Raw genomic sequence first — 24910 nt, 5'->3', positions numbered from 1 at the left:
GAACACGATGCGGCCGACGCTCGATCGAAGATACGGAGGCAGCCTCCGCTTAACAAGGCCGGTGCGGAAAAATCTGGAATTCGTCAAAAGCCCGTGCGTCACCAACGCGATAAGGCGACCAATGGGTTCAATCTAACCAATTCGTGATCTACATTGCGCGCCATGGACGACCACACCGACCAGACCCGAAAGCCCCGCGCCGACGCCGTGCGCAATCGCGAGCGCGTGCTCGAAGCGGCGAAGCTGGTGTTCAGCGCCGGCGGTTCGGAGGCCAGCCTTGAAGCGGTGGCGAAGCGGGCCGGCGTTGGCATCGGTACGCTGTATCGGCATTTTCCGACGCGCGAGGCCTTGTTCGAGGCGGTGTACCGCCGCGAGGTCGAGCAGCTCAGCGAGCTGGCCGAGCAGTTGAAGAATGCCAAGGATCCGGTCGAGGCGCTGCGGCGCTGGCTGCGCTCAGGGGTCGAGTTTGTTGCGACAAAGAAGGGGATGATGGCAGCGCTGGCGCTCGCGGTGCAGAGCGGGTCGGAGCTGCATGCCTTCTCCTTCGAGCGTCTGACCAAGGCGATCGGCTCGCTGCTGGACCGGGCGGTCGCAGCCGGCGAGATGCGCGCCGACATCAGCCCGGAGGATCTGCTGCGCGCCTTCTTCGGCATGTGCTACGTGCACGATCAGCCCGGCTGGCAGGCGACGGCGCTGCGTCTGCTCGACGTGTTCGTCGACGGCTTGCGCGTGCGGCCGCCCAGCAAGGCCAGGGCGCGCTCGTCGAAGACGACGAAGCCGGCGACGAAGCGGAAGCGCTAGGCGCGTGATGTTGGCTCCTGAGGGCCGCGCGGGCAGAGCATCGCAGCTTGTGATCCGGAGTCGACTGTATCCTGCGTACCGCCTGCCGCGAGAGCCTGCTCAGAATTTGCCGATTTGATGGTTTGACCAACTGCCCTCGAACAAGATCTCGTTGACGAACTGTTTGAAACGCCCAGCTACGAACCCCGCGCGTCCAACCGCGCGCTGATCGAGCCCACCGCCGCATGAATCCGGCTCGGCGTAGATTTCGACGATCTGTCCGTCAGCAGTGCCTCGAATTGATTGCAGCGCTCGACCACGAGCCACACGATAAGGATACAATCCCGGGGCTTCGTGGATGCTCACCTCGAGGATCTCGACCTTGGCGATGACGTCGCTGCCTTCTGCCGCTGGGGGGATCGCATCGAGCAGAATGCTGCGTTCAAATTGAGGGCCTCGGCAAGCCACAGCTGAAACGGTCGTGGCGAGCAACGCCAAAAGAGTGGCTGCGAAATCTGCCTTGCGGATCATAGCACTCCAGCTCTGTTCTGGGATATTGGCTGAAGACTACCATGGGTAGTAACTGCTGAGACAAACGTGAAATATAAGCCACGGCGCATTTCAACCCCAATCTGACCTAAACAGTAAGTGAGCAAAGACCGCCAAGATGAGCAACAACAGAAAGACGGCCGCCCAAAACAATATGCCGACGAGGAGTTCAACGAACGGATTTGATTTCATCCCCCAATGGGACAGGACTTTTCGGCCCGTGCTTTCGAACACCCCTTCGATCAATCCTTCGATCAAAATGCCAATTATGCGCAGGATGATTTCGGCCATCGGCACTCGACAGGGTAGCGCTATTTCAACGCGCGGCGCAGAAAAAGCAAAGCAACAATGATTGGGAGGGCGGCGAGCCAGAGCAAAGCTGGAACGGGCGACTGATCGGGTAGGTGGGCAATGTACAACACGAGGCCCAACAGGACAGCAACCAGCGCGTTCGACACCCAATACAACGGTGAGCGTCCAATTCCCGTTGCTGCGAGTTCGGCGGCTCGTTCGCGTGCTTTTGCTGCGCGCCACCAACAAAAGCCGAGAAATGCAAGAGCAACGAACCAGTCCATTTCAGCACAATCAATTCGATCTGCGTCGTTCGTCTTCGAACGCCGGACGGCTGAGATGCCTCGTGAGGCGCCCTTCATTGCCCCACCCGTAGCGCTTAGCGAACGGAACGTACAGAAGGCCGGCTAAACCCAACGCTATCAGCACCATGATCAGATCGAGGCCGAGGAACACGTAGGTGCTGGACGTGCCCCCGAGGACGAGCACGAGCATAAGGGTGGAACGAATGCTGAAAGGCGACATGCTCGCTAAAGTAGCATGACGACGCGCTTGGGTGGCAGCTCTCTGGTGAACAGGGTTTGCAGACCATTAAGTCAGCTTCTGACCGATCGGCGCCCGTCAACCACCTCTGCGCCGCTGTTGAGGACGAGCGGGTGTCCGGAGAGGCCGAGCGGAAATGCGCGGACTGGCCAGAGCATTGGTGCTTGTGACCCGCAGGGACGATCAATCATCTCGGTGCAATTTTTGCCACTCGGATCACCTCCGCATATTTGGTCATTTCACTTTGAATGAATGCTTGGAATTGTGTCGGTGATCCGGGCAGCGGCGACGCGCCGAGTTCAGCCAGGCGCACCATTATTCGTGCGTCCGTAAACGCGGCATTGATCACCTGGTTGAGTTTCTCGACCAGGACATAGGGCATCTCACGAGGCGCAACGATACCGAACCACGATGTCGCCTGGTACCCCTGGAGCGAAATCGGATGCTGAGGCACATCCGGCAACGCGGCGGATTTCACAGGGGTCGTCACCGCCAGTGGGATTAGGCGTCCTGCCTTGATGTGCGCGATGGACGAGGGCATCGGATCGAACATGCCGTCGAACGCGCAAAATGCAGCTTACGGACTGGGAATTCGGCGGCGGCTCGCCCGCATGTTCGGGAACGAGCGCCGCCGCATCGAGCCGGCATTCAGCCTGCTGTTCAGTCTACCTGGCACGTCGTCATTTACTGCGGCGACGAACTGGGAATGGGCGACGATCTGACGCTCCCGGGGCGATGGCCTCTGCGTACGTGTGTGCAATGGACGGACGACCAAGCCGGCGGATTCCCCGCACGCCCCGGGGCATCGTTTGCTTCATCATATAATTCGCGACAATGAGAGCGCCGGCCAATCAGATCAGCTGTCCTGACGCGGCGCTGGCGTTATAGGCCACCTCGCCCTTCCCAGTAGGTTGGTGTCCCATAATACCGATGGGTTCGCATTTCCCAGTCTCGATCTTCCCAGGAGTCATCGCTGAACTCAGGCGCATCCCTCAGTTGTTGCTCGGTGATATTGGTTCGGAAACCGTCAAGCGACGTGTCATATTTCAGAGCGCCCCAGGGAATGGGGTAGTGGCTGTGACCCAAGCCTACAAAACCACCAAAGCTCATGACCGCATAAGCCACGCGGCCTGACACCTTGTCGATGATGAGGTGATCAATCTCGCCGATATTCGTCCCATCTGCTCCATAGACCTCGGTTCCCTCAATGTCCTCGCTTGAGATGCAGTGATGATCCGGATGTGCTGTTGCACGGGCCATGACTTTGCTCCTTGGTAAGGTGGTTTTGCCGGCTTAACTCGGCCATCGCGGAGCCGTTCCTGCCTTAGGAGAACATGTCGCAGCTGCCTGCTGTTGCGCCGCTGTCCCGGATGAGTCGGCATCTGGAGCATTCAAACCCAGCGCGTGATATCTGAGTGCACGCCCTGGCGGCACAGATGTGCTAGGATCGCCTTCGCCGGGAAAATCAACGCCGATCCTGTCATGCGCATCGCAGCCTTGCTGGTCGCTCTCATCGTTGTCTGTCATCACGCAGCGTTTGCCGGCGATGTCGCGGCGGCCCAAAGCGTCATCCGCGCCCAGGAGCAGGCCTTCGTTCGCGACGATGCGGCGGCCGCCTATTCCTATGCGGCACCGGCGATCAAGGAGATCTTTCCCGCACCCGACATCTTCATGTCGATGGTGCAGAACGGCTACGCGCCGGTCTATCGTCACAAGAGCTTCGAATTCGGCGAGAGCAAGAGCGATGGCACCTGGATCGCCCAGCGCGTCCATATCGTCGATGCCAATGGCGAGGCCTGGGAGGCGCTCTACACGCTCGAGCAGCAGGGCGACGGCAGCTACAAGATCACCGGCTGCTCGCTGCTGAAGGCGGGACAGTCGGTTTAAAGCATGATCCGGACAAGCGTGAAGCGGTTTTCCGAAAAGATCATGCTCAAACCTTAAGTGGCAAACCCGGGCCGGTCTTGACCGAGCCCATCCGCGCGCGGATCAAGAGCAGCACGACGATGCCGATGTTCAGCGCATTCCAGGCGACGCCGTTGGCGAATGCCGCCGCATACGAGCCGGTGGCATCGAAGATGACGCCGGACACCCAGCCGCCGAAGGACATGCCGAACACGGACGCAAAGATCACGATGCCGACGCGGGTCGCGGCCTCGCTCGCCGGCATCGCCTCGCGCACGATGATGGCGTAGCTCGGCACGATGCCGCCCTGGAACAGGCCGAACATCGCGGAGATCAGATAAAGCGAGGTCAGGCTGTCGAAGAACAGATAGAACACCAGCGCAAAGCCCTGCGCCAGCGATCCCACCAGCAGCGTGTAGATACCGCCGATCTTGTCGGCGAGGTAGCCCGAGCCGATCCGGCTGACGATGCCGCAGCCCATCATCAGGGACAGCATCTCGGCGCCGCGCGCGACGCCATAACCGAGATCGCCGCAATAGGCGACGATGTGCACCTGCGGCATCGCCATCGCCACGCAGCAGGAGATGCTGGCGATCGAGAGCAGCACGGTCAGCGTATTCGTCGACAGCCGGAGATTGACCCGCGGCGGCGGCGCGTTGGCATGGTCGTGGACCGTGTCGCGGCCCATCTGCGCGCGCAGGATCAGCACCAGCACCGTCATCAGGCCGGCGCAGACGATGCCTATGCCGATATGGGTGTAGCGCCAGCCGATGTCCTGCGTGCCCCAGCTCACGATCGGCGGCCACATCGCGCCGGCGACATAATTGCCGCTGGCGACGATGGTCACGGCAAGACCGCGATAGCGCTCGAACCAGTGCGAAGCTTCGGCCATCAGCGGCGCGAAGGTCGCGGAGGTGCCGAGCCCGATGAAGAAATAAGCCGCCACGAACTGCCACAGCTGGCCGGACAGGCCCGCGAGCACATTGGCGACGCCGAGAAAGGCGATGCTGATCGCCATCGCCGGAACGATGCCGAACCGGTCGGTGATCTTGCCGGCGATCACGCCGCCGAGCCCGAAGCCGAACATCATGAGGGTGAAAGCCAGCGACACCGCGCCGCGCGTGGCAGCGAACTCGGCCTGCACGATCGGAATCACGACCACGACTGCCCACATGCCGACGGCGCCGATCGAGCCGATCACGAGGGCAATGACGAGCCGCACCCAGGCCTGACGGGAGTCAGGGGTGAAGGCGTCAGGTGTTTGCCCTGGATGATTTGGCGCGTGCACGGGCAGGACCATGTTCGCGGACCGCCGCATGGTCAACCATCTTGCCGCGATATTGGGCATGCGCGGTGCGCTGCGGTAATAAGCTCTTGGCGAATGCGTCTTTTGCCATTAGTTTGCAATAAGCGTGTGCAACATTGCCGCGCGAGGAGCCTATCGCCGGGATGTTGATGCGATTGACGCGATCGATGCGGATCAGGGTGGGGCGGATCATCGCCCTCGCCTATCTGTTCTGCGTGCTCGCGCCGGCCGCAAGCCTCGCCTGGGGCAGTGCTGCGCCCTGCCTGGGCGACGATGCCCAGGCTGACCTCGTTCCGGCGCATCACCATATGGCTGCGAGCCATGATATGGCTGCGAACCCTGGCGATGTTCCGCACGAGCACACGGGAACGCCTTCGCAGACCGCTGCGAAGGACGCACCTGCTCCGAATCATCACGACGGCAAGGGGACTGTGGGCCCCTGCTGTGCGATGATGTGCGTCAGCGCGCTGCCGGCCGATCTGCCCAGCCTCGCCACGCCGCTCCGGCCGATGTCGACCTGTGCGCCCGAGATCGTGCCCAGCCTGCACAGCGCCGCGCCGCCCCAGCACTACCGCCCCCCCATCGCCTGATCTGACATGACGACGTCGGTTTCGATGCGCGCTTTTGCGCGCGCGAACCTGTGGTCTCCAGATCAGGAATCAAGACATGGTTGCGCTTTCCGGGGGGAAATCTGCCGCATCTGCGGTGGGTGATCGACATTCACGTTTCATTTGGCTGCTGCTGGCCTTTGCCGGGCCGACGCTGTCCGGCTGCATGCCGGCAACGACGCACATGGCCAGCGCGGATCCCGCCGATCCGGCCGCGAAGGTGGCCCCAATCGGCTATCGCTCGACCATCGCGCCCTATACCAGCCTTCGGCCTGCGACCCCGGCACCATGGCGTGGCCGCAACGAGGCGGTGATGCCGCAGCCGAAGCAAGAGCGCTAGGAGCGCGCCATGTCACAGCATTTTGCGCGAGGCCTGCTTGTACTCGCCGCGCTCGGACTTTCCGGCTGCGCCGCGTTCTCGCCCGACAGCGGCATGAGCACCGTCTCGGATCTGACGAGCCAAACCATCAACAAGGACGTCGCCTTCGTGCGCTCGGCCGAAGGCGCCGCCGCGGTCGATGCCCGCGTCCGCCAGCTGCTGTCGCGCACGCTCAGCGCCGACGCCGCCGTGCAGATCGCGCTGCTCAACAACAAGGGACTGCAGGCCGCCTACAACGAGCTGGCGCTGGCCGAGACCGAGCTGGTCGAGCAGAGCCTGCCGGCCAATCCGGTGTTCGCGGTCTCGCGCATCACCGGCAATGGTGCCAGCGAGATCGAGCGCCAGGTGGTCGGCGACATCCTCGCGCTCGCCACCCTGCCGTTCCGGTCCGAGATCGCCCGCGAACGCTTCCGCGGCGCGCAGCTGCGCGCCGCGCTGGCGACGCTGCGGCACGCCGCGGACGTGCGCCGCGCCTATGTCCGCGCGGTTGCCGCGAGCGAGATGGTGGGGCTATTGACCGACGCGAAGGCGACGGCGGAATCGACCGCACAGCTCGCTCTCAAGCTCGGCGAGACCGGCTCGCTCAACAAGCTCGACCAGGCCCGCGAGCAGGTGTTCTATGCCGAGACCACTGCCGACCTTGCCAGCGCGCGACAGGCGGCGGCAAGCGCGCGCGAAAAGCTGGCGCGCCAGATGGGGCTGTGGGACGACGGTCTCGACTTCCGCCTGCCCAATCAACTGCCGCCATTGCCGCGCCGGCCGCTGGCCCTCCCCACGATCGAGGCCGATGCGGTGGCGCATCGCCTCGAGCTGCAGATCGCGCGGCTGGAGCTGGCCGCGCTGGCGAAGGCGCTGAACCTCACCGAGGCGACGCGCTTCGTGACGCTGCTCGATATCGCCGGCATCTCCCGCCGCACCCAGGATCCGGAAGGGCCGCCGTTCCGCGAGCGCGGCTTCGACCTGACATTCCAGATTCCGATCTTCGACGGCGGCGAGGTGCGCGTGCGCCAGGCCGCGGAGACCTACAACCTCGCCTTCAACCGCCTGACCGAGCGAGCCGTGAATGTGCGCTCCGAGGCGCGCGACGCCTATCGCGTCTACCGCTCCACTTACGACATCGCCGGCCACTACCAGCGCGAGATCATCCCGTTGCGCAAGATCATCACCGAGGAGATGCAGCTGCGCTTCTCCAGCATGCAGGTCGACATCTTCGCGCTGCTCACCGAAGCGCGGCAGCGCCTCGCGGCGCTGCGCGGCGCGATCGACGCCAGGCAGAGATTCTTCCTCGCCCAGGCCGATCTGCAGACCGCCGTCAACGGCGGCGGCCTGCCCGCCGCCGTTGGCGACAATCCAACCACCGTTGCCGCGGCAGCTCCTGCCGAAGGCGGCGGCCACTAAAGACGGAGGTCAGGATGTTTTCCCGCCGAGGATTTTTAGGAACCGCCGCGCTTGTCGGCGCATCGGCCATTCAAGGCCGCGTCCAGGCCGCGTCTATCCCGGAAGCACCCACCATGGACAAGGTGGTGATGCAGCCGCCGCTGCACCCCACCAGCGGCCCGGACTATCGCCCCGTGGTCACGCTGAACGGCTGGTCGCTGCCGTTCCGCTTGAACGGCGACTGGAAGGAATTCCATCTCGTCGCCGAGCCGGTGGTGCGCGAGTTCGCGGAAGGAATGAAGGTGAACTTGTGGGGCTACAACGGGCAATCGCCGGGCCCGACCATCGAGGCGGTCGAGGGCGACAAGGTTCGCATCTTCGTCACCAACCGCTTGCCCGAATACACCACGGTGCACTGGCACGGCATGATCATCCCGAGCGGCATGGACGGCGTCGGCGGATTGAACCAGCCGCACATCGAGCCGGGCAAGACCTTCGTCTACGAATTCGAGATGAAGAAGAGCGGAACCTTCATGTACCACCCGCATTCCGACGAGATGGTGCAGATGGCGATGGGCATGATGGGCATGTTCATCGTGCACCCGCGCGACCCGAGTTTCCGCGCCGTCGACCGCGACTTCGTGTTCGTGATGAGCACCTATCGCGTCGACCCCGGCACCTATCTGCCACACGTCAACGAGATGACGGACTTCAACATGTGGACCTGGAATGCGCGGGTCTTTCCCGGCATAGATCCGCTGCCGGTCAGGCTCGGCGACAAGGTGCGCGTGCGCATCGGCAATCTCAGCATGACCAACCATCCGATCCATCTCCATGGCCACAGCTTCGCGGTGACCTGCACCGACGGCGGCTGGATTCAGGAGAGCGCGCAGATCCCGGAGACGACCACCGACGTCCCGGTCGGTGCGGTGCGCGTGTTCGACGTGCTCGCCGACAATCCCGGCGACTGGGCGTTCCATTGCCACAAGTCGCACCACACCATGAATTCGATGGGACACGACGTGCGCAACCTGATCGGCGTGTCGCGCAAGGATCTCGCCAAGGCCGTCGGCAAGCTCGCGCCGGACGGCATGGCCATGGGCTCGACCGGCATGGCGATGGGCAACATGGAGATGCCCGCGCCCGACAACACGCTGCCGATGATGACGGGCACCGGCCAGTTCGGGCCGATCGAAATGGGCGGCATGTTCACCGTGATGAAGATCCGCGAAGACCTCGCGCGCGACGATTACCGCGATCCCGGTCCGTACAAGTTCCCGCCAGGCACCGTCGCCTACGAAGTCGCCGCACCCGCCCCCGAGCCGGCGCGGCAGAAATCCGGCAGTCCGCCGATGAAGCACAAGATGTGAGCGTTTCGATGAACCACCAACCGGAGACCACGATGAAGATCACGCTCAAGCTCGCCCTCGCGCTGGCTGCACTTTCGGCCGCGCCGGCCTTCGCTCACGACAAGCACGGGCACGGAAAGTTTTCGGCCGGCGAGCCCGGCGATCCCAGGAAACCCGCGCGAACCATCGAAATCCTGATGAACGAGATGGACTACACGCCCGCGAAAATCGAGGTCAAGCGCGGCGAGCAGATCCGCTTCGTGCTGCGCAATGTCGGCAAGGAGGACCACGAATTCCTGCTGGCCACATCTAAGGAGAATCTCGCGCATGCGGAGCAGATGAAGAAGCATCCGCACATGGAGCACGACGAGCCCAATGCGGCGCGGCTTGCACCGAAGAAGACGACCGAGATCCTCTGGAAGTTCAGCAAGCGCGGCACCTTCGAATATTCGTGCCTCATTCCCGACCACCGCGAGTACGGCATGGTCGGCCAGGTCACCGTGAAGTAACGCGAAAGGAGATCCACATGAACCGCATCATCAATATCACTGCCGCGCTGGCGCTGAGCGTCGGCCTTGCGACTGCAACTCTCGCCGCAGAGGGCGCCGCGATCAGCGGCGAGGTCAAGAAGATCGACGAAGGCGCCGGCAAGATCACGCTCAAGCACGGCCCGGCCAAGAGCCTCGGCATGGAGGACCCCATGACCATGGTCTATCGGGTCAAGGATCCCGCCATGCTCAAGCAGGTGAAGGTCGGCGACAAGATCACCTTCGAGGCCGAGGAAGCGGCGTCGGGCTATACGGTGACCAAGATGCAGAAGGCGAAGTAGGGCCTTTTCCCCCGACAGTCATTCCGGGGCGCGCCTCTTGGCGCGAGCCCGGAATCCATTGCACCACCATACCTGCGGCCCGATGGATTCCGGGCTCGATGCTCCGCATCGCCCCGGAATGACAACCCGCCCCCGAAACACGCCGGTCTGAGCTCCTCCCACCCCCTCCGTTAACGCTTTGCTAACCATACACCCGGCAAGAATTGCCGGGTGAAGTCGAGTGTCGTCGGCCGCGTTTAGAACGGGAGCTCCCGTGGACGCCAGTGCGGTGCCTCACTTTCGGAACGGCGGCCCGTCGGCCGCCGCGCAGACGTTTGGGGCGCGCGGACGGCAGTCGCGCGGGGAGGCAGCTACCATGGTCGACGTCACCGCAGGACAGGGCGTGGGCAGCGCAAGGCCCTCGATCCCTTCCCTCAACGACATCGTCACCGTCCTCAAGCGCGGCGACATCGCGCTGGCGCTCGGCGTTCTCACCATCCTGGTGGTGCTGATCCTGCCGCTGCCCGCGATCGTGCTGGACGTGTTCCTGGCGATCTCGATCACGCTCTCGATCCTGATCCTGATGACGTCGCTGTTCATCCAGACGCCGCTGGAGTTCTCAGCCTTCCCGACCGTCCTCCTGATCTCGACCATGCTGCGGCTCTCGCTCAACATGGCCTCGACCCGGCTGATCCTGTCGCACGGGCACGAGGGCACGGCCGCCGCCGGTCACGTCATCGAGGCCTTCGGCAACTTCGTAATGGGCGGCAATTTCGTCATCGGCATCATCGTCTTCGCCATCCTGATCATCGTCAATTTCGTCGTCATCACCAAGGGCTCGGGCCGCATCGCCGAAGTCGCCGCCCGCTTCCACCTCGACGCCATGCCCGGCAAGCAGATGGCGATCGATGCCGACCTCGGCGCCGGCCTGATCGACGAGAAGGTCGCCAAGGAGCGGCGCAAGGAGCTCGAGGACGAGAGCGGCTTCTTCGGCGCCATGGACGGCGCCTCCAAATTCGTCCGGGGCGATGCCATCGCTGGCCTCCTGGTCGTGTTCATCAACGTCGTCGGCGGCATCATCATCGGCGTCGCGCAGCAGGGCATGTCCTTCGCCGACGCGGGGCGCACCTACACGCTGCTGACCGTCGGTGACGGCCTTGTCACCCAGGTGCCGGCACTGATCGTCTCGACCGCGGCCGGCCTGCTCGTCTCCAAGGCCGGCGTCTCCGGCGCCGCCGACAAGGCGCTCATGAAGCAGTTCTCCGGCTATCCGCAGGCGCTGGCGATGTCCTCGGCGGTGATGCTGGTGCTGGCGGCGCTGCCGGGCATTCCGACCCTTCCGTTCCTCGCGCTCGGCGCCGGCGCCGGCGCGCTGGCCTGGAACGCCCGCAACCGCAATCGGGTGGCGGCCAAGGCCGAAGCAGCCGTTCATGCGGCGCCCGCGCCGGGAACGCCGGGTGCGCCAGGCGCTGCCGCGACCGAAGAGCCGATCTCGGCCGCGCTCAAGATCGACGACCTCAAGATCGAGCTCGGCTACGCCCTGCTGCCGCTGGTCAACGGCCCCGACGGCACCGACCGCCTCACCGAGCAGATCAAGGCGCTGCGCCGATCGCTCGCGATCGAGATGGGCTTCGTGATGCCGGCGGTGCGCATCCTCGACAACGTCCAGCTCGAGGCCAACACCTACATCATCAAGATCAAGGAGGTCGACGCCGGCACCGGCAAGATCTGGCCGAACCAGTTCATGGTGATGGATCCCGGCGGCAGCCAGGTCCAGGTGCCCGGCATCCACACCACCGAGCCGACCTTCGGCCTGCCCGCGACCTGGGTCGACGCCAGCCTCAAGGAGGAGGCCTCGCTCAAGGGCTACACCGTCGTCGACGCCGCCACCGTGCTCTCGACCCACCTCACCGAGCTGCTCAAGGCCAACATGTCGGACCTGCTCTCCTACGGCGAGGTGCAGAAGCTGCTCAAGGAGCTGCCGAAGGAGCAGAGCGAGCTGGTCAAGGACATCGTTCCCGGCCAGGTCACGGTCTCCGGCATCCAGCGCGTGCTGCAGCTCTTGCTCGCCGAGCGCATCTCGATCCGCGACCTCTCGACCATTCTCGAAGGCATTGCCGATTCGCTCGCCTTCTCGCGCAACCCCGCGACCATGGTCGAGCACGTCCGCGCGCGGCTGGCGCGGCAGATTTGCGCGCAGAACACCTCCTACGCCGGCTATCTGCCGCTGATCGCACTGTCGGCGAAATGGGAGCAGGCTTTTGCCGAATCCATCATCGGCCAGGGCGAGGAGCGCAGCCTTGCCATGCAGCCCTCGAAACTCTCGGAATTCATGACCGCCGTGCGCGAGGCTTTCGAGCGCGCCGCCCGCGAAGGCGAGGCGCCGGTGCTGGTCACCTCCGCTTCCATTCGGCCCTTCGTGCGGTCCCTGGTGGAACGGTTCCGGGCCCAGACCACCGTGCTGTCGCAGGCGGAAATCCACCCCAGGGCGAGGCTGAAAACGGTCGGAAGCATCTGATTTGCCTTAAGAAGCCGTGTGTTTTTCAGCCACAGGCAAATGGTTTTTGAGTTCCTGGCGCCTTGTCGACCAAGGCCTCAAAAGCCCGGCACGAGGCTCATTACAGCTTTGAAATAATTGTATAAAAGAACGATCAAGGGTCGCTTTTTGATCGCGATCTATCACGTCATATCACGCCCTTGTGATGGCCTCTTGGGAACGAATCCCCCGGATACTAGGTTGATGGGCACCGGAAGCATGAACCTGCCTCAAACGGCTGGCGACTACTTCGGGTAGATGGCGGCAGGAGGCTTCCATGAACCACTCGATCTACAGCGCAGATCGCGCGACCCATTTGAAAATCGTGGTCGTCGCCCTCGTCGCAGGGATCGCGGTGGCTGGCCTCGGCATCACGGCACGTTCGGGTCCGGATGAAGGCCTGACCCAGACCGCCCGCGTCATCAAGGCCGGCAAGCCGGTCGTTGTTACCAGTTCGAACGCGTCCCTCGTTCGCTAAGGAGATCTGACGAGTTTTGTGAATTCACGCGGCTCTTTACCAGCCCCCCAAAGTCGCCACGTGGATATGTAGACGACCCCAACCCCAAGTCGACTACAGAAAGCGCCCGCCCCCCACGGGCGCTTTCCCATTTCTGGTACCTCGTCATTGCGAGCGCAGCGAAGCAATCCAGACTGCCTCCGCGGAAAGACTCTGGATTGCTTCGCTGCGCTCGCAATGACGGAGCAAGCGGCACGCCGTCGCCAACTATCGCGCCCCGTAAGTCGGCGGCGGCGCCTGCACGGTCGGGGCGGCGGCAGCGAACAGCTCGTCCTTGCGTCCCGAGAGCGGCGGATAGATGCGCTTGCGGTTGATGGTCTGTTTGGTCGCCTTCGCGGCCGCGCCGGTGGCACGGACCTCGCGATTCCATCCTTCGGTATAGAGCGCGCCCCAGCCGCCGAGGTCGAGCACGGTGACGTACCAGTCGATCCGCAGCGGCAGCATGGGCAGGCCGACGAGATCAGCGACCACGTTGTGGCCGGCGAAGCGGCCCATGGGACGGGCGAACTGACAGGACATCAATGTCGGATGCAGCCCGTCGATCACGCTCGAGGCGACGTCGCCGGCCGCGAACACGCTGCCGACATCGGCCACACGCATGAAGGGATCGACGAGGAGGCGCCCGAGGGAATCGCGCCCGCCCGGAAAGCTCGCCGCCAAAGGGCTTGCCCGCATGCCCGCGCACCAGATCACCGTCTGCGACGGAATGAATTCGCCCGAGGTCAGGCGCATGCCCGCGGCCTCGACCGCGGCGACACGCACGCCGAGCCGCGTCTCGATGTCGAGCGAAGCCAGGGCCGTCTCGATCACCGGGCGCGCGTTCGCGCCGATGCTGGCGCCGACGCTCGGATTGGGATCGACGAGGATGATGCGGCGACTGCCGGTGATCCCTGCGCGCGCCAACTGGTCCGGCATCTCAGCTGCGACTTCGATGCCGGTGAAGCCGGCGCCGACCACGACCACCGTTGAATGGCCCGGAGACGGCGCGCTGCGTCCGAGCGAAACCAGATGATCTTCAAGGCGGAGCGCCGCGGCATAGGTGTCGACGTCGAAGGCGTGTGCGGCCAGGCCAGGAATGTCGGGGCGCATCACCGCGCTGCCGAGCGCCAGCACAAGGCGGTCATAGTGCAGCGTCTCCTTGCCGGCGCTGGTGACGAGCGAGATTTCGCGCCGGGCCGGATCGATCGCCTCGACCTCGCCAAGGCCGTGGCTGACGCCGATCGGATCGAGCAATTGCGGAAGCGGAAGCGCGACCTCGGCGAGATCGGCCTCGTAATTGCGCACGCGGATATTGTGATAGGGATTGCGGTCGACGAGACGGATCTCGATGTCGCGATCGCTCGCACCGATCTCCTCGCGCTTGCGCGCGGCGCCGATGGCCGCCCACAACCCCGCAAACCCGGCGCCGAGCACGACGATACGCGCCATCTCCGCCTACTGCGCTTCCAGAGGAAAACCTGCGGCCTGCCCGCGGAGACAGACTAGCGCAACAACACGCGGCGACCAAATGCGGCGGCGTCCGCGCCGCTGCACAAAATCGCGATTTATGCCTCGCGCAGCTCCGAGGGCGTCGCGCCAAAGCGCTTGCGGAAGGCGCGGTTGAAGTACGACAGATCGGAGAAGCCGGAGGAATGCGCGATGTCGCTGATCTTGCGCATCCTGGCGCGGGGATCGCCGAGCAGCTTGCGCGCATGGAGCAGGCGCTGCTCCAGCACGAATTCGGTGAAGGTCGTGCCGGCCTGCTCGAACAGGCGCTGGGCCTGGCGCGGGCTGAGGCCTGAGCGCGTCGCAACTTCGGCGAGGCAGAGATCGTTACGACCGAGTGCGGCCATCACGTCCGCGCGCATGAGATCGAGGCGCGCCGCCGCCTGCCCGCGGCCGCGGGCGCGGCTTGCGTGCTCGGCATCGGTGCCGAGCAGGAGACCGACGAGATCGACCATGTGCTGCGCGGTCAGGCGCTGGCCGACCGCATCGAGATGCGGCGCGTGATTGGCGGCGAGCGCGTGGTAGCGGAAGATGGTCTCGGCGACTGCGCCGTCGACGAGCACCTGCGAGAGCTTGTCCTCGGCGCGCGGATTGATGTCGAGCAGCGCACGGCGCGGCATGCGAATGCTGGTGAAGCGGTCTGCCTCGGTGTGGCCGACGGTCCCGGTCACGCTCATGTCGACGAGCACCATCTGGGCGGGCGTGAGCTCGACGGTGTGGCCGTTCTGCCCGACGCGGACGAGCCCTGCGTGGGCCGCGATCAGGACGAGATCGTCGCTGCCGTCGGCAAGGTGGCTCTGCGTGCGGGAATATTGCGCCGAGGCGCCTTCCGGAATGGCGAGCGTGATGTTGTCGACGACGCTGATCTGCAGTCGGCAATCGATGCTGTCGCCATGGCTCGGCCCGATATCGAGGCCGCAGCGACCGACGGCCCGCTCGCGCCAATGCTCGAAGGCCGGACCGTGCGGCAGGCCTGCATATTGGTGAAGGAAGATGCCCGGCGTTCTCGCTGCATCCATCTGATTTTCTCGCCCTTTCCGGCATCAATCGCGTTCAAATTCCGGGAATTTGACGCCGTGGACCGAGGCGAGGTTCAAATCGAGGGCGGATTCGGGGGCACTTGTCGGGCTGCGACAGCGGGATGGACCGTGGCGACAGTCGCCGTGGCACCTATTTCTGCGCGGGCGCCTGCGGTTGGGACGGCGGCACGGTCTCGATCAGCTTGCCGGAAAACACCGGGGCGGAGGTCGGCTGGCCGTTCGGCGAGCCGCCCGCCTGCTCGACGGTGACGGCGAAGGTCGCGCTATTGACGACCTCGGCATCGTAGGAGGCGAGCAGCGGACGCGCGGTGAAATCGCCGGCACCGATCACGCCGAGCGAGCGCGGGCGCGGCAGCTTGTCCGAGATCAGCCAGAGCTCGAAGCTCTTGCCGGGCTCCGGTGTGGCGCCGACCTTTCGCACCGTGAAATTCCGCGTCGCGCCGTCGATGGTGAGGATGAAGGCGGGACCGCCGCCCTGGCCCTGCAGCAGCGCAACATATTGCGCGGAGGCGGCGAGCGGGGCAGCCGGCGTCTTCACCTCCACCGTCTGGATGCGCGGCGGGGGACGCAAGGCGCCCGGCAGCGCGTCGGGCAGGAAGATCTGCAATGACAGCGTCACGAGCAGCGCGGCCGCGAGCGCACTAAGGGCGGATGCGACGTTGCGCCAGCGCTTCATCCGACTCTCAAGGCGAACCACGTTGCTGTCGTCGACCACCGGCGCCTGCGGCGTACGGACGACGTTGGCATCCGGCGCATGGACTTGCGGGATGAATTGCGGCGCGATGTCCGGAACAGCATCAAACTCGGGACGCGGCGCCTCAGGCGCGGCGGCTTCGGGCTGCTGCACCTCAGCCGACTGCGAGCTCTCGGGCGGAGATTCCGCAGCTGCCAGCGAGGACGTCTCGGGCACAGGCGGCTGTGGTGGCGGCGAAGCTTCGGCAGGCGCAGGCGGCTCCTGCGCGGCGGCCGCGCGCGCGATCTCCGCCCTGATGTTCTCCCACACGATCGGACGCGGCTCGACCGAGCCGACCATCTGGTTGAGCACGCCGAGTCGATAGGCCCAGGCCTGCACGATCTCGGCGAACGCCGGGTCCACCGCCATCATGGTCTCGACCTGCGCGCGCTCGTCGGCGCCGAGCGTACCGAGCGCATATTCCGCGGCGAGCGCGATATGGTCCTCCGTATAGGCCATCAATTGCAGTCCAGAACCACCCTCATCATCCAACCGATCACAGTCCGAGGCACTCCCGGATATCCAACATGCTGCGCCGTAGCCACGTCTTCACCGTGTTGACCGGCGCGGCGAATTTCTCCGCCAATTGCTCGCGGCTCCAGCCGTTGTAATAGGCGAGCAGCACGAGCCTCTGACGGTCCGGCTCGAGCCGGCCGATGCATTCCAGGAGCCGCTTCAGCTCCTCGGTCATCTCGCGGCGGGCCAGCGGATCGGGACTTTCGGCCGCGACCTCCATCGCCTGAGGCTCTTCCTCGATGGAGGTTTCCGACTTCTTGCGGACGATGTCGATCGCGCGATTGCGCGCGATCGAGGCCATCCACGTGATCGGCGAGGACAGGGCCGGATTGAACTGGCCGGCGCTGTTCCAGATCTTGACGTAAGTCTCCTGAATGACCTCCTCCGCGAGATCCTGCCTGCGCAAGATACGGAGCACGACGCCATAGAGTTTCGCGCGCGTGGCGGCGTAGAGGCGCTCGAACGCGGCCTGATCACGCTTCGCCACCGCCTCAATCAACCCGACCAGCTCCGCTGGCGTCAGCATTCAGCCCCCCAACACGCGGGCCGTCGCGTTCCGCGTAGACCCCGGCACCGCACCACCATAGCGCGCGGCCAAGCCGACCACCAAGGGGCGCGGCGCCACGCTGTGGATAGCACATGCGAAAACCCGGACCTTGCGGGTCCGGGTTTTGGCAATTTCCTGGAGGGGCGGACTAGCGGCTCAAGCGACGGCGCCGATGCGGGCACGCATCAGGCCGATGCTGTCGAGGTCAGCCTGCTCGCGGGCGTTCTCCTCGGCACGCTCGCGGGCCTGGTCGCGCTCGTCGAGCAGCTCGACCTTTTTCAGCTCCTCGAAGGCCTCGGCCAGTGCGGCCTTGGCTTCCTCGAGCTGGCCCTTGAGCTCGTCGGCCGAACGGGTCAGGTTCTCGCGGCGCTGGATCGCGGCTTTGGCGTAGGTCGGGTAGGCGAAGTGCGAGGGATCGTTGATCCCGGCGCGCTCCTGCTCGGTCTGGATCTCGCGTTCGAGATCGACCGACATGCGCTGGAAGTCGGCGATCATCGTCTCGATCTGGGTGACCCGGCGGCGCTTCTCGTCGACCTGAAACTTCTTCAGGCGGATGAGGGTATCTCGTGACTTCATCGACTCGTACTCCCCAGAAGTCCCCCCGCTGCACGTGGGACGATACCGGTCACCCCACGGGCCCGACGGGGGCCCAGACCGGCTCTGCTACTCTGTGGGATCGGATGATGACCGGACAAAGTTAGCGTTCCGTTTCCAAATTGCTGAGGATTTGCGCCAATTGGCGATAGCCGTCCGCGAGTGATGCCTTTTCGTCCTTGCGCTGGCGCAGGAAGGCTTCCAGCGGCTCGTTCAGGCGGATGGCCTCGTCGACCTCGGGACTGGAGCCGGCGCGGTAGGCACCGAGACGGATCAATTCCTCCATATCGGCATAGGTCGCCATTACCTGGCGCGCCCGCTGGATGACCGGCCAGAACTGCGGATCAGCCGATTTCGGCATCGTGCGCGAGACGGATTTGAGAATGTTGATCGCAGGGTAGCGGCCGCGCTCGGCGATCGAGCGCTGCATCACGATGTGGCCGTCGAGGATGCCGCGGACGGCATCGGCGATCGGCTCGTTATGGTCGTCGCCGTCGACCAGCACCGTGAAGATCGCGGTGATGGCGCCCTCGCCCAATCCCGGCCCGGCACGCTCCAGCAGCTTCGGCAACTCGGTGAAGACCGTCGGCGTGTAACCCTTGGCCGTCGGCGGCTCGCCGGCGGACAGACCGATCTCGCGCTGGGCCATGGCAAAGCGCGTCACCGAGTCCATCAGGCAGAGCACGTCCTTTTCCTCGTCGCGAAAATATTCGGCGACCGCGAGCGTCAGGTAGGCCGCCTGGCGGCGCATCAGCGCCGGCTCGTCGGAGGTCGCGACCACCACGACCGAGCGCGCGAGGCCCTCCTCGCCGAGATCGTCCTGCAGGAATTCCTGCACCTCGCGGCCGCGTTCGCCGATCAGCCCGATGACGCTGACATCGGCATCGACGTTGCGCGCCAGCATCGACAGCAGCACCGACTTGCCGACGCCGGAGCCTGCGAAGATGCCCATGCGCTGACCGCGGCAGCAGGTGAGGAAGGTGTTCATGGCGCGCACGCCGAGATCGAGCGGGCTGCCGACGCGCTTGCGCGAATGTGCGGGCGGCGGCGTATTGCGGAACGGCATCGGCGAAGAGCCCTGCGGCAGCGGCCCCTTGCCGTCGATCGGCTCGCCCAGCGCATTGACGACGCGTCCCAGCCAGGCCGCGGACGGCCGCACCTGGTTGGCGGCATTGGCGATGACCGCCTTGCAGCCGCGGCGCACGCCCTCGAGGCCGGCGAACGGCATCACCACGGCATTGTTGCCGGAGAAGCCGATCACCTCGCACGGAATGGTGCGGTTGGCGCCGGTCTCGATCACCAGCCGCGCGCCGACCGACATCGCGTGGATAGGGCCGGCCACCTCGACCATCAGACCGCGAACGCCGACCACGCGGCCATAGATGTTGATGCCGTCGATGTCGCCGATCTGTTCGGCAAGAGCCTTCATAGGAGGGCCTTCATAGGAGGGCCTTCATAGGGGGACCTTCATCAGCAGCGCACCTTCATATGAGGGTCCTCATGAGATGGTCGCCTTCGGTGATCCCGGGACATCACGGTGAAAACCTTAAGTTTCGCCATATTTCTGAACGGCGCTTAACTTCGTGTTTACCCGCATCATTAATCATTGCGTCACTGTCTTTGAGACTGAGCGCGACTCCCCTTCAGAAGAAGGCTGAGTCGCGGGAGTCGGTTAGGCCCGTCTCTTAAAGTGGAGCTTGAACGGAATCGGGTAACGAAAGCTGCTTCGTACGCAAGACCTTAGGGCGATTCGACAAAAATTGCACCGGGGGGACTTGCGTTCCAGAATCAGACTTTGTTAACCATCTGTTGTCAGGATCCGAATCAGTTGTTCAAAGGCGTTTTGTTGAGTGCCGCGAATGCGGCCGACCTGACGCCCAGGAGCGGCGACTATGGGGAACTGGCATGCGCGTTTTGCTGATTGAAGATGACAGCGCCGTCGCGCAGTCGATCGAGCTGATGCTGAAGTCGGAGAGCTTCAACGTCTACACGACCGATTTGGGGGAAGAAGGCGTCGATCTCGGTAAACTATACGATTACGACATTATTCTCCTCGACCTCAACCTGCCCGACATGTCCGGCTACGATGTGCTCAAGCAGCTCCGGGTCTCCAAGATCAAGACACCGATTCTGATCCTCTCCGGCCTCGCCGGCATCGAGGACAAGGTCAAGGGTCTCGGCGTCGGCGCCGACGACTACATGACCAAGCCCTTCCACAAGGACGAGCTGGTAGCCCGCATCCACGCCATCGTGCGCCGCTCCAAGGGCCATGCCCAGTCGGTCATCCAGACCGGCGACCTCGTCGTCAACCTCGACACCAAGACGGTGGAAGTCGGCGGCCAGCGCGTGCATCTGACCGGCAAGGAATATCAGATGCTGGAGCTGCTCTCGCTCCGCAAAGGCACGACCCTCACCAAGGAAATGTTCCTCAACCACCTCTATGGCGGCATGGACGAGCCCGAGCTGAAGATCATCGACGTCTTCATCTGCAAGCTCCGCAAGAAGCTCGCCAACGCCTCCGAGGGCCGCAACTTCATCGAGACCGTCTGGGGCCGCGGCTACGTGCTGCGCGAGCCGCATGAGGCCGACGAGCGCATCCCCGCCTGATCCAAGGGGTTTACGTCGCGAGCCCAGTCAGGCTCGCTCCTCCCAGCCTGGACCCCGCCGCAAATGGCGGGGTTTTCGTTTTTGGGTGGACGTTTCATTGGAAGCTTAACGTTTGAACCACTAGCCTTCCCCTGCCGACGAATGGTCGCTGCACGATGGGGGAACGATGATCCTGCAATCACTCGCCGGCCTGCCCGCCTTCCTGGTCTATTTCTGCACCGGGCTGATCGCGATCGTGGCCTATCTGTTCGTCTACACCCGCATCACGGCGCATAACGAATTCCAGCTCATTCGCGACAACCAGCCGGCCGCGGCGATCGCGCTCGGGCTCAGCCTGCTCGGCTTTGTGGCGCCGCTGGTCAGCGCCATCGCGCATTCGGCCAACGTGCTGGACTGCCTGATCTGGGCAACGATCGCGCTGATCGTGCAGGTCATCGTGTTCTATCTCGTCAAGGTTCCGGTGCCGGACTTGTCGAGGCGCATCGATGACGGCGAGCTTGCCCCCGCGATCTGGCTCGGCCTGTCCTCGCTCGCCGCGGGGCTGCTCAACGCCGCCAGCATGATCTACTGACATGGCCGACAAACCCGCCAAGAAGGAGTTCGGCAAGCGCCGGCCAGTCGCCGAGCCGCCGCGACCGCCGGTGAAGCGCTCCGGCCACGTCGCACTGCTGGTGATGGGCACGATCGCCGTCGGCACCACGGCCTATACCTTGATGCCGCGGCAGAACTGCGAGCCCACGCCCGGCGCCGTGCCGGGGCAGACGACCACGACCTGCACGAGCAGCAGCAGTTCGTCGGGCGGCAGCAGTTCGCGCTGGTCGTCGCGATCGAGCTTGTTCAGCGGCGATTCCTCCAGCCATTCCTCGTCGGGAACGTCGTCCAATGTCAGCCATAGCAGCGTGAGCCGCGGCGGCTTCGGCTCGTTCGGCCATGGCTTCTCCGGCGGCGGCTAGCGCATGATCCGGAAAAGTGGCCACCGGTTTTCCCTCGCGACAAACGCGGAACGCGTTTGCGCGGGGATCATGCGCAGGAAATAACATGCAGCGCATCACCTGCCTCGAGCGCGACGACTGGCGGGAGACCGCCGCACGATGCGGCTTCGTTTTCCACACCATCGACGGCGAGCGCTATTGGGACGAGCGCGCCTATTACGGCTTTACGCGGGAGGAGATCGAGCGAGGCATCGAGGCGCCGACCGGCGAGATCGACGCGATGTGCCTGGAACTCGCCGGCCGCGTCATCGGCGACGAGCGTTCCTTGCGACGGCTGAAGATTCCGGAAGCGTTCTGGGGCCTGATCGTCGAGAGCTGGAAGCGCGACGACCGCAGCCTCTACGGCCGGCTCGATCTGAGGTTCGACGGCAAGTCGCCGGCAAAGCTGCTCGAATACAACGCGGACACGCCGACCTCGATCTTCGAGGCCGCGGTGTTCCAATGGACCTGGCTCGAACAGGCGATCGAACGCCGCGTCATCCCCTCGCGTGCCGACCAATTCAACTCCATCCACGAGCGGCTGATCGCGGCATGGAAGGAGATCGCTGGGAGCCGTCACGTCCATCTCACAGGGATCACCGACAACGAAGAGGACGCCGGCACGCTCGCTTATCTCGAAGACACCGCGCGCCAGGCCGGACTCTCGACGACGCTGCTCGACATCGAGCAGGTCGGCTGGCGCGACGAGGCCGGCGGCTTCGTCGATCTCGGCGAGAACGACATCGCGCTCGCCTTCAAGCTCTACCCCTGGGAATGGATGTTCCAGGACACCTTCGGCGCAAAGCTGAAGGATGCTCCGACGCGCTGGATTGAACCGCCGTGGAAGGCGGTGCTCTCCAACAAGGGCATCTTGCCGCTGCTCTGGGAGATGTTTCCGAACCATCCCAATTTGCTGCCGGCCTTCTTCGAGGATGATCCGCGCGCCGCCGAGCTCGGCACGTCGTATGTGCGCAAGCCGCTGCTGTCGCGCGAAGGCGCCAATGTCACGATCGTGTCCGGCGGCCTGCCGCTCGACGAGCAGACGGGGCCTTACGGCGCCGAAGGCTTCGTGCGCCAGGCGCTGGCACCGCTGCCGAACTTTTCGGGCTGCTATCCGGTGATCGGAAGCTGGCTGGTGAACCACGAGCCCTGCGGGATATCGATCCGCGAGGACGAGAGCCCGATCACGGGCAACCGCTCGCGGTTCTTGCCGCATGCGATTTTGTGATTTTGTCATTCCGGGGCGCGACAAAGTCGCGAGCCCGGAATCCATAACCACAGTCGGATGAAATGGCCCTTGTCTAACCGCCTGCCTATTTCGATGGCCTGTGGTTATGGATTCCGGGCTCCGCGCTAATGCGCGGCCCCGGAATGACAAAGAGAACTCACCTCGCCGCGGCGATCTTCAGCGACGGCGGCATCAATCCGCCCATGGGACGGCCGGAGCGCGCGGGGTTGAGCTGGTAGAGGCCGCGGCGGTCCGCGATCGGACGGAATGCGTCGGTGATGCCGACGACGGATTCGGCAGCGCCCAGCAGCAGCGTACCGTCGGCTTCCATGGCCTTCGCCATGCGCTCGAAAATCACCGCCTTGGTGTCCTGGTCGAAATAGATCAGCACGTTGCGGCAGAAGATCACGTCGAACGTGCCGAGATGGGAGAAGTCCTGCAGCAGATTGAGCTGGCGGAACTGCACCATGGCGCGAATGTCGGCGTTGAGCTGCCAGAGCTCGCCGGTTTGCGTGAAGTATTTCACCAGATGCTGGATCGGCAGGCCGCGCTGCACCTCGAACTGGCTGTAGAGGCCCGCCTTGGATTTCTCCAGCACCTCCTGCGACAGATCGGTGGCGACGATCTCGATGCGCCACCCCGCGAGCGCCGCGCCCATCTCCTTCACGCACATCGCGATCGAATAGGGCTCCTGCCCGGTCGAGGCGGCCGCCGACCAGATGCGAAGCGACTTGCGCGCCGCGCGCGCCTGGATCAGGCCCGGCAGGATGGTGTCGCGCAGGTGATCGAACGGAATCTTGTCGCGGTAGAAGAACGTCTCGTTGGTGGTCATCGCTTCGACCACGTCGGTCGCAAGCCGGCCGTCGCCGTTCCTGATCTTCAGGACGAGGTCGGGGATGCCGGGAACGCTTGCCTTGCGGGCGAGCGGCAGCAGCCGGCTCTCGACCAGATATTGCTTGTCGGCGGAGAGATCGAGACCGGAGCGCTCTTTCAGGAACTTGCGCAGATAGTCGTAATCTGCGGGCGTCACGAGCGGTCTCCAGCGAACAGGCGGTTGACCTTGGCGCCGATCTGGTTGAGCGGCAGGATCGCCGCGCAGATGCCGGCATTGGCCGCCGCGCCGGGCATGCCCCAGACCACGCTGGAGGCTTCGTCCTGCGCAATCACGCTGCCGCCGGCCGCGACGATGTCCTTGCCGCCGCGCATGCCGTCCGAGCCCATGCCGGTCAGGATCACCGAGAGGATGTTGCCGTGCCAGACGTCGATGGCGGAGGTGAAGAGCGGATCGACCGCAGGCTTGCAGAAATTGACGGCGGGGCCGTCGTCGAGCGCGATCACAGGATCGGCGCCGCTGCGCGTGACGCGCATGTGCTTGCCGCCCGGTGCGAGGTAGATCCGTCCCGGCTTGACCGGCTCGCCGTCGACCGCCTCGGCCGCCGGCCGGCGGCTCGAGCGCGCCAGATGCTCGGCCAGGATGGTGGTGAAGGTCGGCGGCATGTGCTGGGTGATCAGCACCGGGAAGCGATCGATCACGGCGCCGAGCTCGGTGACGAGCGACATCAGCGCCTGAGGACCGCCGGTCGAGGAGCCGATCAACAGCACCTTGGGCGCCTGGGTCGAGAACGGACGCGTTGACACCGAGCCTGACGAGGGGGCCGGAGCGGGCGCAGGCGCGGCAGGCCGCGCGACAGGATTGCGCGCGACGGGAGCCGGGCTCGCCGGCGCCAGCGGCGGGCTCGCAACCGCAGACTTGCGACGCAGCCGCGCGCCGAGATGGCGGATCTTCTGGATCAGGTCGTGATGGAAAATGTCCGCGGCCGACGCCTCACGCGTCGATTCCGGCTTGGGAATGTAGTCGGCTGCGCCGAGCGACAACGCCTTGAAGCTGATCTCCGCGTTGCGGCGGGTCAGGGTGGAAGCCATGATGATGACGAGATCGCGCTTCTTGGTGAGCAGTTGCGGCAGCGCCGAGAGGCCATCGAGCTCGGGCATTTCGATGTCGAGCACGGCAACATCGGGATTGATGCGGTCGAGCTGGTTGACCGCCTCGAGTCCGGTGCGCAGCGAGGCCGCGACCTCCATGTCGTGCTCGGCACCAATCCAGCGCGAGATCAGACCGCGGATGACGACGGAGTCGTCGACGATCATCACCCGCAGCGGCCCGGTTTCGCGCGACGTGCCCGTGGTCGAATTACCTGCGAACGCAACACTCATTACACACCAACTCAGACTGAAACGGTT

Annotated in this window: 29 protein-coding genes and 1 pseudogene; 15 read left to right on the top strand and 15 right to left on the bottom strand. The window is 64.6% G+C overall.

Features of this window, described 5'->3' with window-relative positions; genetic code table 11:
* Positions 1-162 precede the first annotated feature (162 nt).
* Positions 163-801, top strand: a complete 639-nt coding sequence (locus I6F17_RS13580; protein ID WP_225124455.1) for a TetR/AcrR family transcriptional regulator — start codon at positions 163-165, stop codon at positions 799-801.
* Positions 802-900: 99 nt separating this feature from the next.
* Here I6F17_RS13580 and I6F17_RS13575 read toward each other — a convergent pair whose 3' ends face one another.
* From I6F17_RS13575 to I6F17_RS13560, 4 genes are all read right to left on the bottom strand, one after another.
* Positions 901-1311: a hypothetical protein gene (locus tag I6F17_RS13575; RefSeq protein ID WP_036035976.1), complete on the bottom strand. Its 411-nt coding sequence runs from the start codon at positions 1309-1311 to the stop codon at positions 901-903.
* A gap of 90 nt (positions 1312-1401) precedes the next feature.
* The gene (locus I6F17_RS13570) at positions 1402-1620 is read right to left on the bottom strand and encodes a hypothetical protein (protein ID WP_036035979.1); all 219 of its coding nucleotides are present in this window, start codon (positions 1618-1620) and stop codon (positions 1402-1404) included.
* 20 nt (positions 1621-1640) lie between these two features.
* Positions 1641-1982 carry a hypothetical protein gene (locus I6F17_RS13565; protein WP_225190428.1) on the bottom strand — a complete coding sequence of 114 codons (342 nt, stop codon included), beginning with the start codon at positions 1980-1982 and terminating at the stop codon, positions 1641-1643.
* Positions 1983-2350: 368 nt separating this feature from the next.
* A complete protein-coding gene (locus tag I6F17_RS13560) occupies positions 2351-2704 on the bottom strand; it encodes a tripartite tricarboxylate transporter substrate-binding protein (RefSeq protein ID WP_050991725.1) in 354 nt (117 codons plus the stop codon).
* A gap of 46 nt (positions 2705-2750) precedes the next feature.
* Between I6F17_RS13560 and I6F17_RS13555 the strand changes: the two are divergent.
* Positions 2751-2950 (top strand): annotated as a pseudogene (locus tag I6F17_RS13555) (alpha-amylase family glycosyl hydrolase); the annotation flags it as partial.
* Between the two features lie 95 nt (positions 2951-3045).
* On the opposite strand, the gene I6F17_RS13550 reads toward I6F17_RS13555, so the two are convergent.
* Positions 3046-3423 (bottom strand): PRC-barrel domain-containing protein, encoded by a 378-nt coding sequence (locus tag I6F17_RS13550; protein WP_081493686.1) that lies wholly within the window; start codon positions 3421-3423, stop codon positions 3046-3048.
* A gap of 222 nt (positions 3424-3645) precedes the next feature.
* Here I6F17_RS13550 and I6F17_RS13545 point away from each other — a divergent pair, with 222 nt between their 5' ends.
* Positions 3646-4050 carry a DUF4864 domain-containing protein gene (locus tag I6F17_RS13545; protein ID WP_036035992.1) on the top strand — a complete coding sequence of 135 codons (405 nt, stop codon included), beginning with the start codon at positions 3646-3648 and terminating at the stop codon, positions 4048-4050.
* A 46-nt stretch (positions 4051-4096) separates the two neighbouring features.
* On the opposite strand, the gene I6F17_RS13540 is transcribed toward I6F17_RS13545, so the two are convergent.
* Positions 4097-5368: an MFS transporter gene (locus I6F17_RS13540; protein ID WP_036036002.1), complete on the bottom strand. Its 1272-nt coding sequence runs from the start codon at positions 5366-5368 to the stop codon at positions 4097-4099.
* Positions 5322-5567 (bottom strand): hypothetical protein, encoded by a 246-nt coding sequence (locus tag I6F17_RS13535; RefSeq protein ID WP_162131233.1) that lies wholly within the window; start codon positions 5565-5567, stop codon positions 5322-5324. Before I6F17_RS13535 ends, I6F17_RS13540 begins: the two co-directional genes overlap by 47 nt.
* Here I6F17_RS13535 and I6F17_RS13530 point away from each other — a divergent pair.
* From I6F17_RS13530 to I6F17_RS13495, 8 genes are all read left to right on the top strand, one after another.
* The gene (locus I6F17_RS13530) at positions 5518-5964 is read left to right on the top strand and encodes a hypothetical protein (protein WP_036035994.1); all 447 of its coding nucleotides are present in this window, start codon (positions 5518-5520) and stop codon (positions 5962-5964) included. The genes I6F17_RS13535 and I6F17_RS13530 overlap by 50 nt on opposite strands.
* Positions 5965-6040: 76 nt before the next feature.
* Positions 6041-6322, top strand: coding sequence for a hypothetical protein (locus I6F17_RS13525; RefSeq protein WP_225124454.1), 282 nt, complete (start codon positions 6041-6043; stop codon positions 6320-6322).
* Positions 6323-6331: 9 nt separating this feature from the next.
* Positions 6332-7759 (top strand): TolC family protein, encoded by a 1428-nt coding sequence (locus I6F17_RS13520; protein WP_225124453.1) that lies wholly within the window; start codon positions 6332-6334, stop codon positions 7757-7759.
* A 14-nt stretch (positions 7760-7773) separates the two neighbouring features.
* Positions 7774-9108 (top strand): copper oxidase, encoded by a 1335-nt coding sequence (locus I6F17_RS13515; RefSeq protein WP_225124452.1) that lies wholly within the window; start codon positions 7774-7776, stop codon positions 9106-9108.
* Positions 9109-9140: 32 nt separating this feature from the next.
* Positions 9141-9596 (top strand): cupredoxin family protein, encoded by a 456-nt coding sequence (locus I6F17_RS13510; RefSeq protein WP_225124592.1) that lies wholly within the window; start codon positions 9141-9143, stop codon positions 9594-9596.
* A 17-nt stretch (positions 9597-9613) separates the two neighbouring features.
* Entirely contained in the window at positions 9614-9916 is a 303-nt protein-coding gene (locus I6F17_RS13505; protein ID WP_225124451.1) for a copper-binding protein, read from the top strand.
* A gap of 355 nt (positions 9917-10271) precedes the next feature.
* On the top strand, positions 10272-12413 hold the full coding sequence (gene flhA / locus I6F17_RS13500) for a flagellar biosynthesis protein FlhA (RefSeq protein WP_036036007.1): 2142 nt from the start codon (positions 10272-10274) through the stop codon (positions 12411-12413).
* 295 nt (positions 12414-12708) lie between these two features.
* On the top strand, positions 12709-12909 hold the full coding sequence (locus tag I6F17_RS13495; protein WP_225129146.1) for a hypothetical protein: 201 nt from the start codon (positions 12709-12711) through the stop codon (positions 12907-12909).
* Between the two features lie 246 nt (positions 12910-13155).
* Here I6F17_RS13495 and I6F17_RS13490 read toward each other — a convergent pair whose 3' ends face one another.
* The 6 genes from I6F17_RS13490 to fliI all read right to left on the bottom strand — a co-directional run bounded on the left by I6F17_RS13490 (position 13156) and on the right by fliI (position 19292).
* Positions 13156-14376: an FAD-dependent oxidoreductase gene (locus tag I6F17_RS13490; RefSeq protein WP_225129148.1), complete on the bottom strand. Its 1221-nt coding sequence runs from the start codon at positions 14374-14376 to the stop codon at positions 13156-13158.
* A 116-nt stretch (positions 14377-14492) separates the two neighbouring features.
* Positions 14493-15452: an AraC family transcriptional regulator gene (locus tag I6F17_RS13485; RefSeq protein WP_036036012.1), complete on the bottom strand. Its 960-nt coding sequence runs from the start codon at positions 15450-15452 to the stop codon at positions 14493-14495.
* Positions 15453-15603: 151 nt separating this feature from the next.
* Positions 15604-16665, bottom strand: coding sequence for an anti-sigma factor (locus I6F17_RS13480; protein ID WP_225129150.1), 1062 nt, complete (start codon positions 16663-16665; stop codon positions 15604-15606).
* A 37-nt stretch (positions 16666-16702) separates the two neighbouring features.
* A complete protein-coding gene (locus I6F17_RS13475) occupies positions 16703-17248 on the bottom strand; it encodes a sigma-70 family RNA polymerase sigma factor (protein WP_225129152.1) in 546 nt (181 codons plus the stop codon).
* Between the two features lie 177 nt (positions 17249-17425).
* Positions 17426-17845: a flagellar export protein FliJ gene (gene fliJ, locus I6F17_RS13470; protein WP_025032035.1), complete on the bottom strand. Its 420-nt coding sequence runs from the start codon at positions 17843-17845 to the stop codon at positions 17426-17428.
* 121 nt (positions 17846-17966) lie between these two features.
* Positions 17967-19292, bottom strand: a complete 1326-nt coding sequence (gene fliI, locus I6F17_RS13465) for a flagellar protein export ATPase FliI (protein ID WP_225129154.1) — start codon at positions 19290-19292, stop codon at positions 17967-17969.
* Positions 19293-19768: 476 nt separating this feature from the next.
* On the opposite strand from fliI, the gene I6F17_RS13460 reads away from it, so the two are divergent.
* The 4 genes from I6F17_RS13460 to I6F17_RS13445 all read left to right on the top strand — a co-directional run bounded on the left by I6F17_RS13460 (position 19769) and on the right by I6F17_RS13445 (position 22669).
* A complete protein-coding gene (locus I6F17_RS13460) occupies positions 19769-20470 on the top strand; it encodes a response regulator transcription factor (RefSeq protein WP_016848562.1) in 702 nt (233 codons plus the stop codon).
* Between the two features lie 166 nt (positions 20471-20636).
* A complete protein-coding gene (locus I6F17_RS13455; RefSeq protein ID WP_128262757.1) occupies positions 20637-21041 on the top strand; it encodes a DUF350 domain-containing protein in 405 nt (134 codons plus the stop codon).
* Between the two features lies 1 nt (position 21042).
* Positions 21043-21423 carry a hypothetical protein gene (locus I6F17_RS13450; protein ID WP_074448088.1) on the top strand — a complete coding sequence of 127 codons (381 nt, stop codon included), beginning with the start codon at positions 21043-21045 and terminating at the stop codon, positions 21421-21423.
* Between the two features lie 85 nt (positions 21424-21508).
* The gene (locus I6F17_RS13445; protein WP_225129156.1) at positions 21509-22669 is read left to right on the top strand and encodes a glutathionylspermidine synthase family protein; all 1161 of its coding nucleotides are present in this window, start codon (positions 21509-21511) and stop codon (positions 22667-22669) included.
* A 157-nt stretch (positions 22670-22826) separates the two neighbouring features.
* On the opposite strand, the gene I6F17_RS13440 is transcribed toward I6F17_RS13445, so the two are convergent.
* Complete coding sequence (locus tag I6F17_RS13440) at positions 22827-23699, bottom strand: protein-glutamate O-methyltransferase CheR (protein ID WP_036036028.1); 873 nt, start codon at positions 23697-23699, stop codon at positions 22827-22829.
* Complete coding sequence (locus tag I6F17_RS13435; RefSeq protein ID WP_225129159.1) at positions 23696-24883, bottom strand: chemotaxis response regulator protein-glutamate methylesterase; 1188 nt, start codon at positions 24881-24883, stop codon at positions 23696-23698. Before I6F17_RS13435 ends, I6F17_RS13440 begins: the two co-directional genes overlap by 4 nt.
* Positions 24884-24910 lie beyond the last annotated feature (27 nt).

It is taken from the genome of Bradyrhizobium sp. NBAIM18, assembly GCF_020193825.1.
GTDB classification, from domain to species: Bacteria; Pseudomonadota; Alphaproteobacteria; order Rhizobiales; family Xanthobacteraceae; genus Bradyrhizobium; species Bradyrhizobium yuanmingense.
This window is presented reverse-complemented; position numbering and strand designations above follow the sequence as displayed.

What these genes read in the sequence shown, in the direction of transcription:
- I6F17_RS13565 (WP_225190428.1), bottom strand. Translation starts at nt 1,982, where the DNA reads ATGAAGGGCGCCTCACGAGGCATCTCAGCCGTCCGGCGTTCGAAGACG.
- I6F17_RS13510 (WP_225124592.1), top strand. Translation starts at nt 9,141, where the DNA reads ATGAAGATCACGCTCAAGCTCGCCCTCGCGCTGGCTGCACTTTCGGCC.
- I6F17_RS13450 (WP_074448088.1), top strand. Translation starts at nt 21,043, where the DNA reads ATGGCCGACAAACCCGCCAAGAAGGAGTTCGGCAAGCGCCGGCCAGTC.
- I6F17_RS13520 (WP_225124453.1), top strand. Translation starts at nt 6,332, where the DNA reads ATGTCACAGCATTTTGCGCGAGGCCTGCTTGTACTCGCCGCGCTCGGA.
- I6F17_RS13485 (WP_036036012.1), bottom strand. Translation starts at nt 15,452, where the DNA reads ATGGATGCAGCGAGAACGCCGGGCATCTTCCTTCACCAATATGCAGGC.
- I6F17_RS13550 (WP_081493686.1), bottom strand. Translation starts at nt 3,423, where the DNA reads ATGGCCCGTGCAACAGCACATCCGGATCATCACTGCATCTCAAGCGAG.
- I6F17_RS13545 (WP_036035992.1), top strand. Translation starts at nt 3,646, where the DNA reads ATGCGCATCGCAGCCTTGCTGGTCGCTCTCATCGTTGTCTGTCATCAC.
- I6F17_RS13525 (WP_225124454.1), top strand. Translation starts at nt 6,041, where the DNA reads ATGGTTGCGCTTTCCGGGGGGAAATCTGCCGCATCTGCGGTGGGTGAT.
- I6F17_RS13480 (WP_225129150.1), bottom strand. Translation starts at nt 16,665, where the DNA reads ATGGCCTATACGGAGGACCATATCGCGCTCGCCGCGGAATATGCGCTC.
- I6F17_RS13560 (WP_050991725.1), bottom strand. Translation starts at nt 2,704, where the DNA reads ATGCCCTCGTCCATCGCGCACATCAAGGCAGGACGCCTAATCCCACTG.
- I6F17_RS13515 (WP_225124452.1), top strand. Translation starts at nt 7,774, where the DNA reads ATGTTTTCCCGCCGAGGATTTTTAGGAACCGCCGCGCTTGTCGGCGCA.
- I6F17_RS13570 (WP_036035979.1), bottom strand. Translation starts at nt 1,620, where the DNA reads ATGGCCGAAATCATCCTGCGCATAATTGGCATTTTGATCGAAGGATTG.
- I6F17_RS13575 (WP_036035976.1), bottom strand. Translation starts at nt 1,311, where the DNA reads ATGATCCGCAAGGCAGATTTCGCAGCCACTCTTTTGGCGTTGCTCGCC.
- I6F17_RS13540 (WP_036036002.1), bottom strand. Translation starts at nt 5,368, where the DNA reads ATGGTCCTGCCCGTGCACGCGCCAAATCATCCAGGGCAAACACCTGAC.
- fliI (WP_225129154.1), bottom strand. Translation starts at nt 19,292, where the DNA reads ATGAAGGCTCTTGCCGAACAGATCGGCGACATCGACGGCATCAACATC.
- I6F17_RS13495 (WP_225129146.1), top strand. Translation starts at nt 12,709, where the DNA reads ATGAACCACTCGATCTACAGCGCAGATCGCGCGACCCATTTGAAAATC.
- flhA (WP_036036007.1), top strand. Translation starts at nt 10,272, where the DNA reads ATGGTCGACGTCACCGCAGGACAGGGCGTGGGCAGCGCAAGGCCCTCG.
- I6F17_RS13490 (WP_225129148.1), bottom strand. Translation starts at nt 14,376, where the DNA reads ATGGCGCGTATCGTCGTGCTCGGCGCCGGGTTTGCGGGGTTGTGGGCG.
- I6F17_RS13535 (WP_162131233.1), bottom strand. Translation starts at nt 5,567, where the DNA reads ATGATCCGCCCCACCCTGATCCGCATCGATCGCGTCAATCGCATCAAC.
- I6F17_RS13530 (WP_036035994.1), top strand. Translation starts at nt 5,518, where the DNA reads ATGTTGATGCGATTGACGCGATCGATGCGGATCAGGGTGGGGCGGATC.
- fliJ (WP_025032035.1), bottom strand. Translation starts at nt 17,845, where the DNA reads ATGAAGTCACGAGATACCCTCATCCGCCTGAAGAAGTTTCAGGTCGAC.
- I6F17_RS13455 (WP_128262757.1), top strand. Translation starts at nt 20,637, where the DNA reads ATGATCCTGCAATCACTCGCCGGCCTGCCCGCCTTCCTGGTCTATTTC.
- I6F17_RS13445 (WP_225129156.1), top strand. Translation starts at nt 21,509, where the DNA reads ATGCAGCGCATCACCTGCCTCGAGCGCGACGACTGGCGGGAGACCGCC.
- I6F17_RS13505 (WP_225124451.1), top strand. Translation starts at nt 9,614, where the DNA reads ATGAACCGCATCATCAATATCACTGCCGCGCTGGCGCTGAGCGTCGGC.
- I6F17_RS13475 (WP_225129152.1), bottom strand. Translation starts at nt 17,248, where the DNA reads ATGCTGACGCCAGCGGAGCTGGTCGGGTTGATTGAGGCGGTGGCGAAG.
- I6F17_RS13460 (WP_016848562.1), top strand. Translation starts at nt 19,769, where the DNA reads ATGCGCGTTTTGCTGATTGAAGATGACAGCGCCGTCGCGCAGTCGATC.
- I6F17_RS13580 (WP_225124455.1), top strand. Translation starts at nt 163, where the DNA reads ATGGACGACCACACCGACCAGACCCGAAAGCCCCGCGCCGACGCCGTG.
- I6F17_RS13435 (WP_225129159.1), bottom strand. Translation starts at nt 24,883, where the DNA reads ATGAGTGTTGCGTTCGCAGGTAATTCGACCACGGGCACGTCGCGCGAA.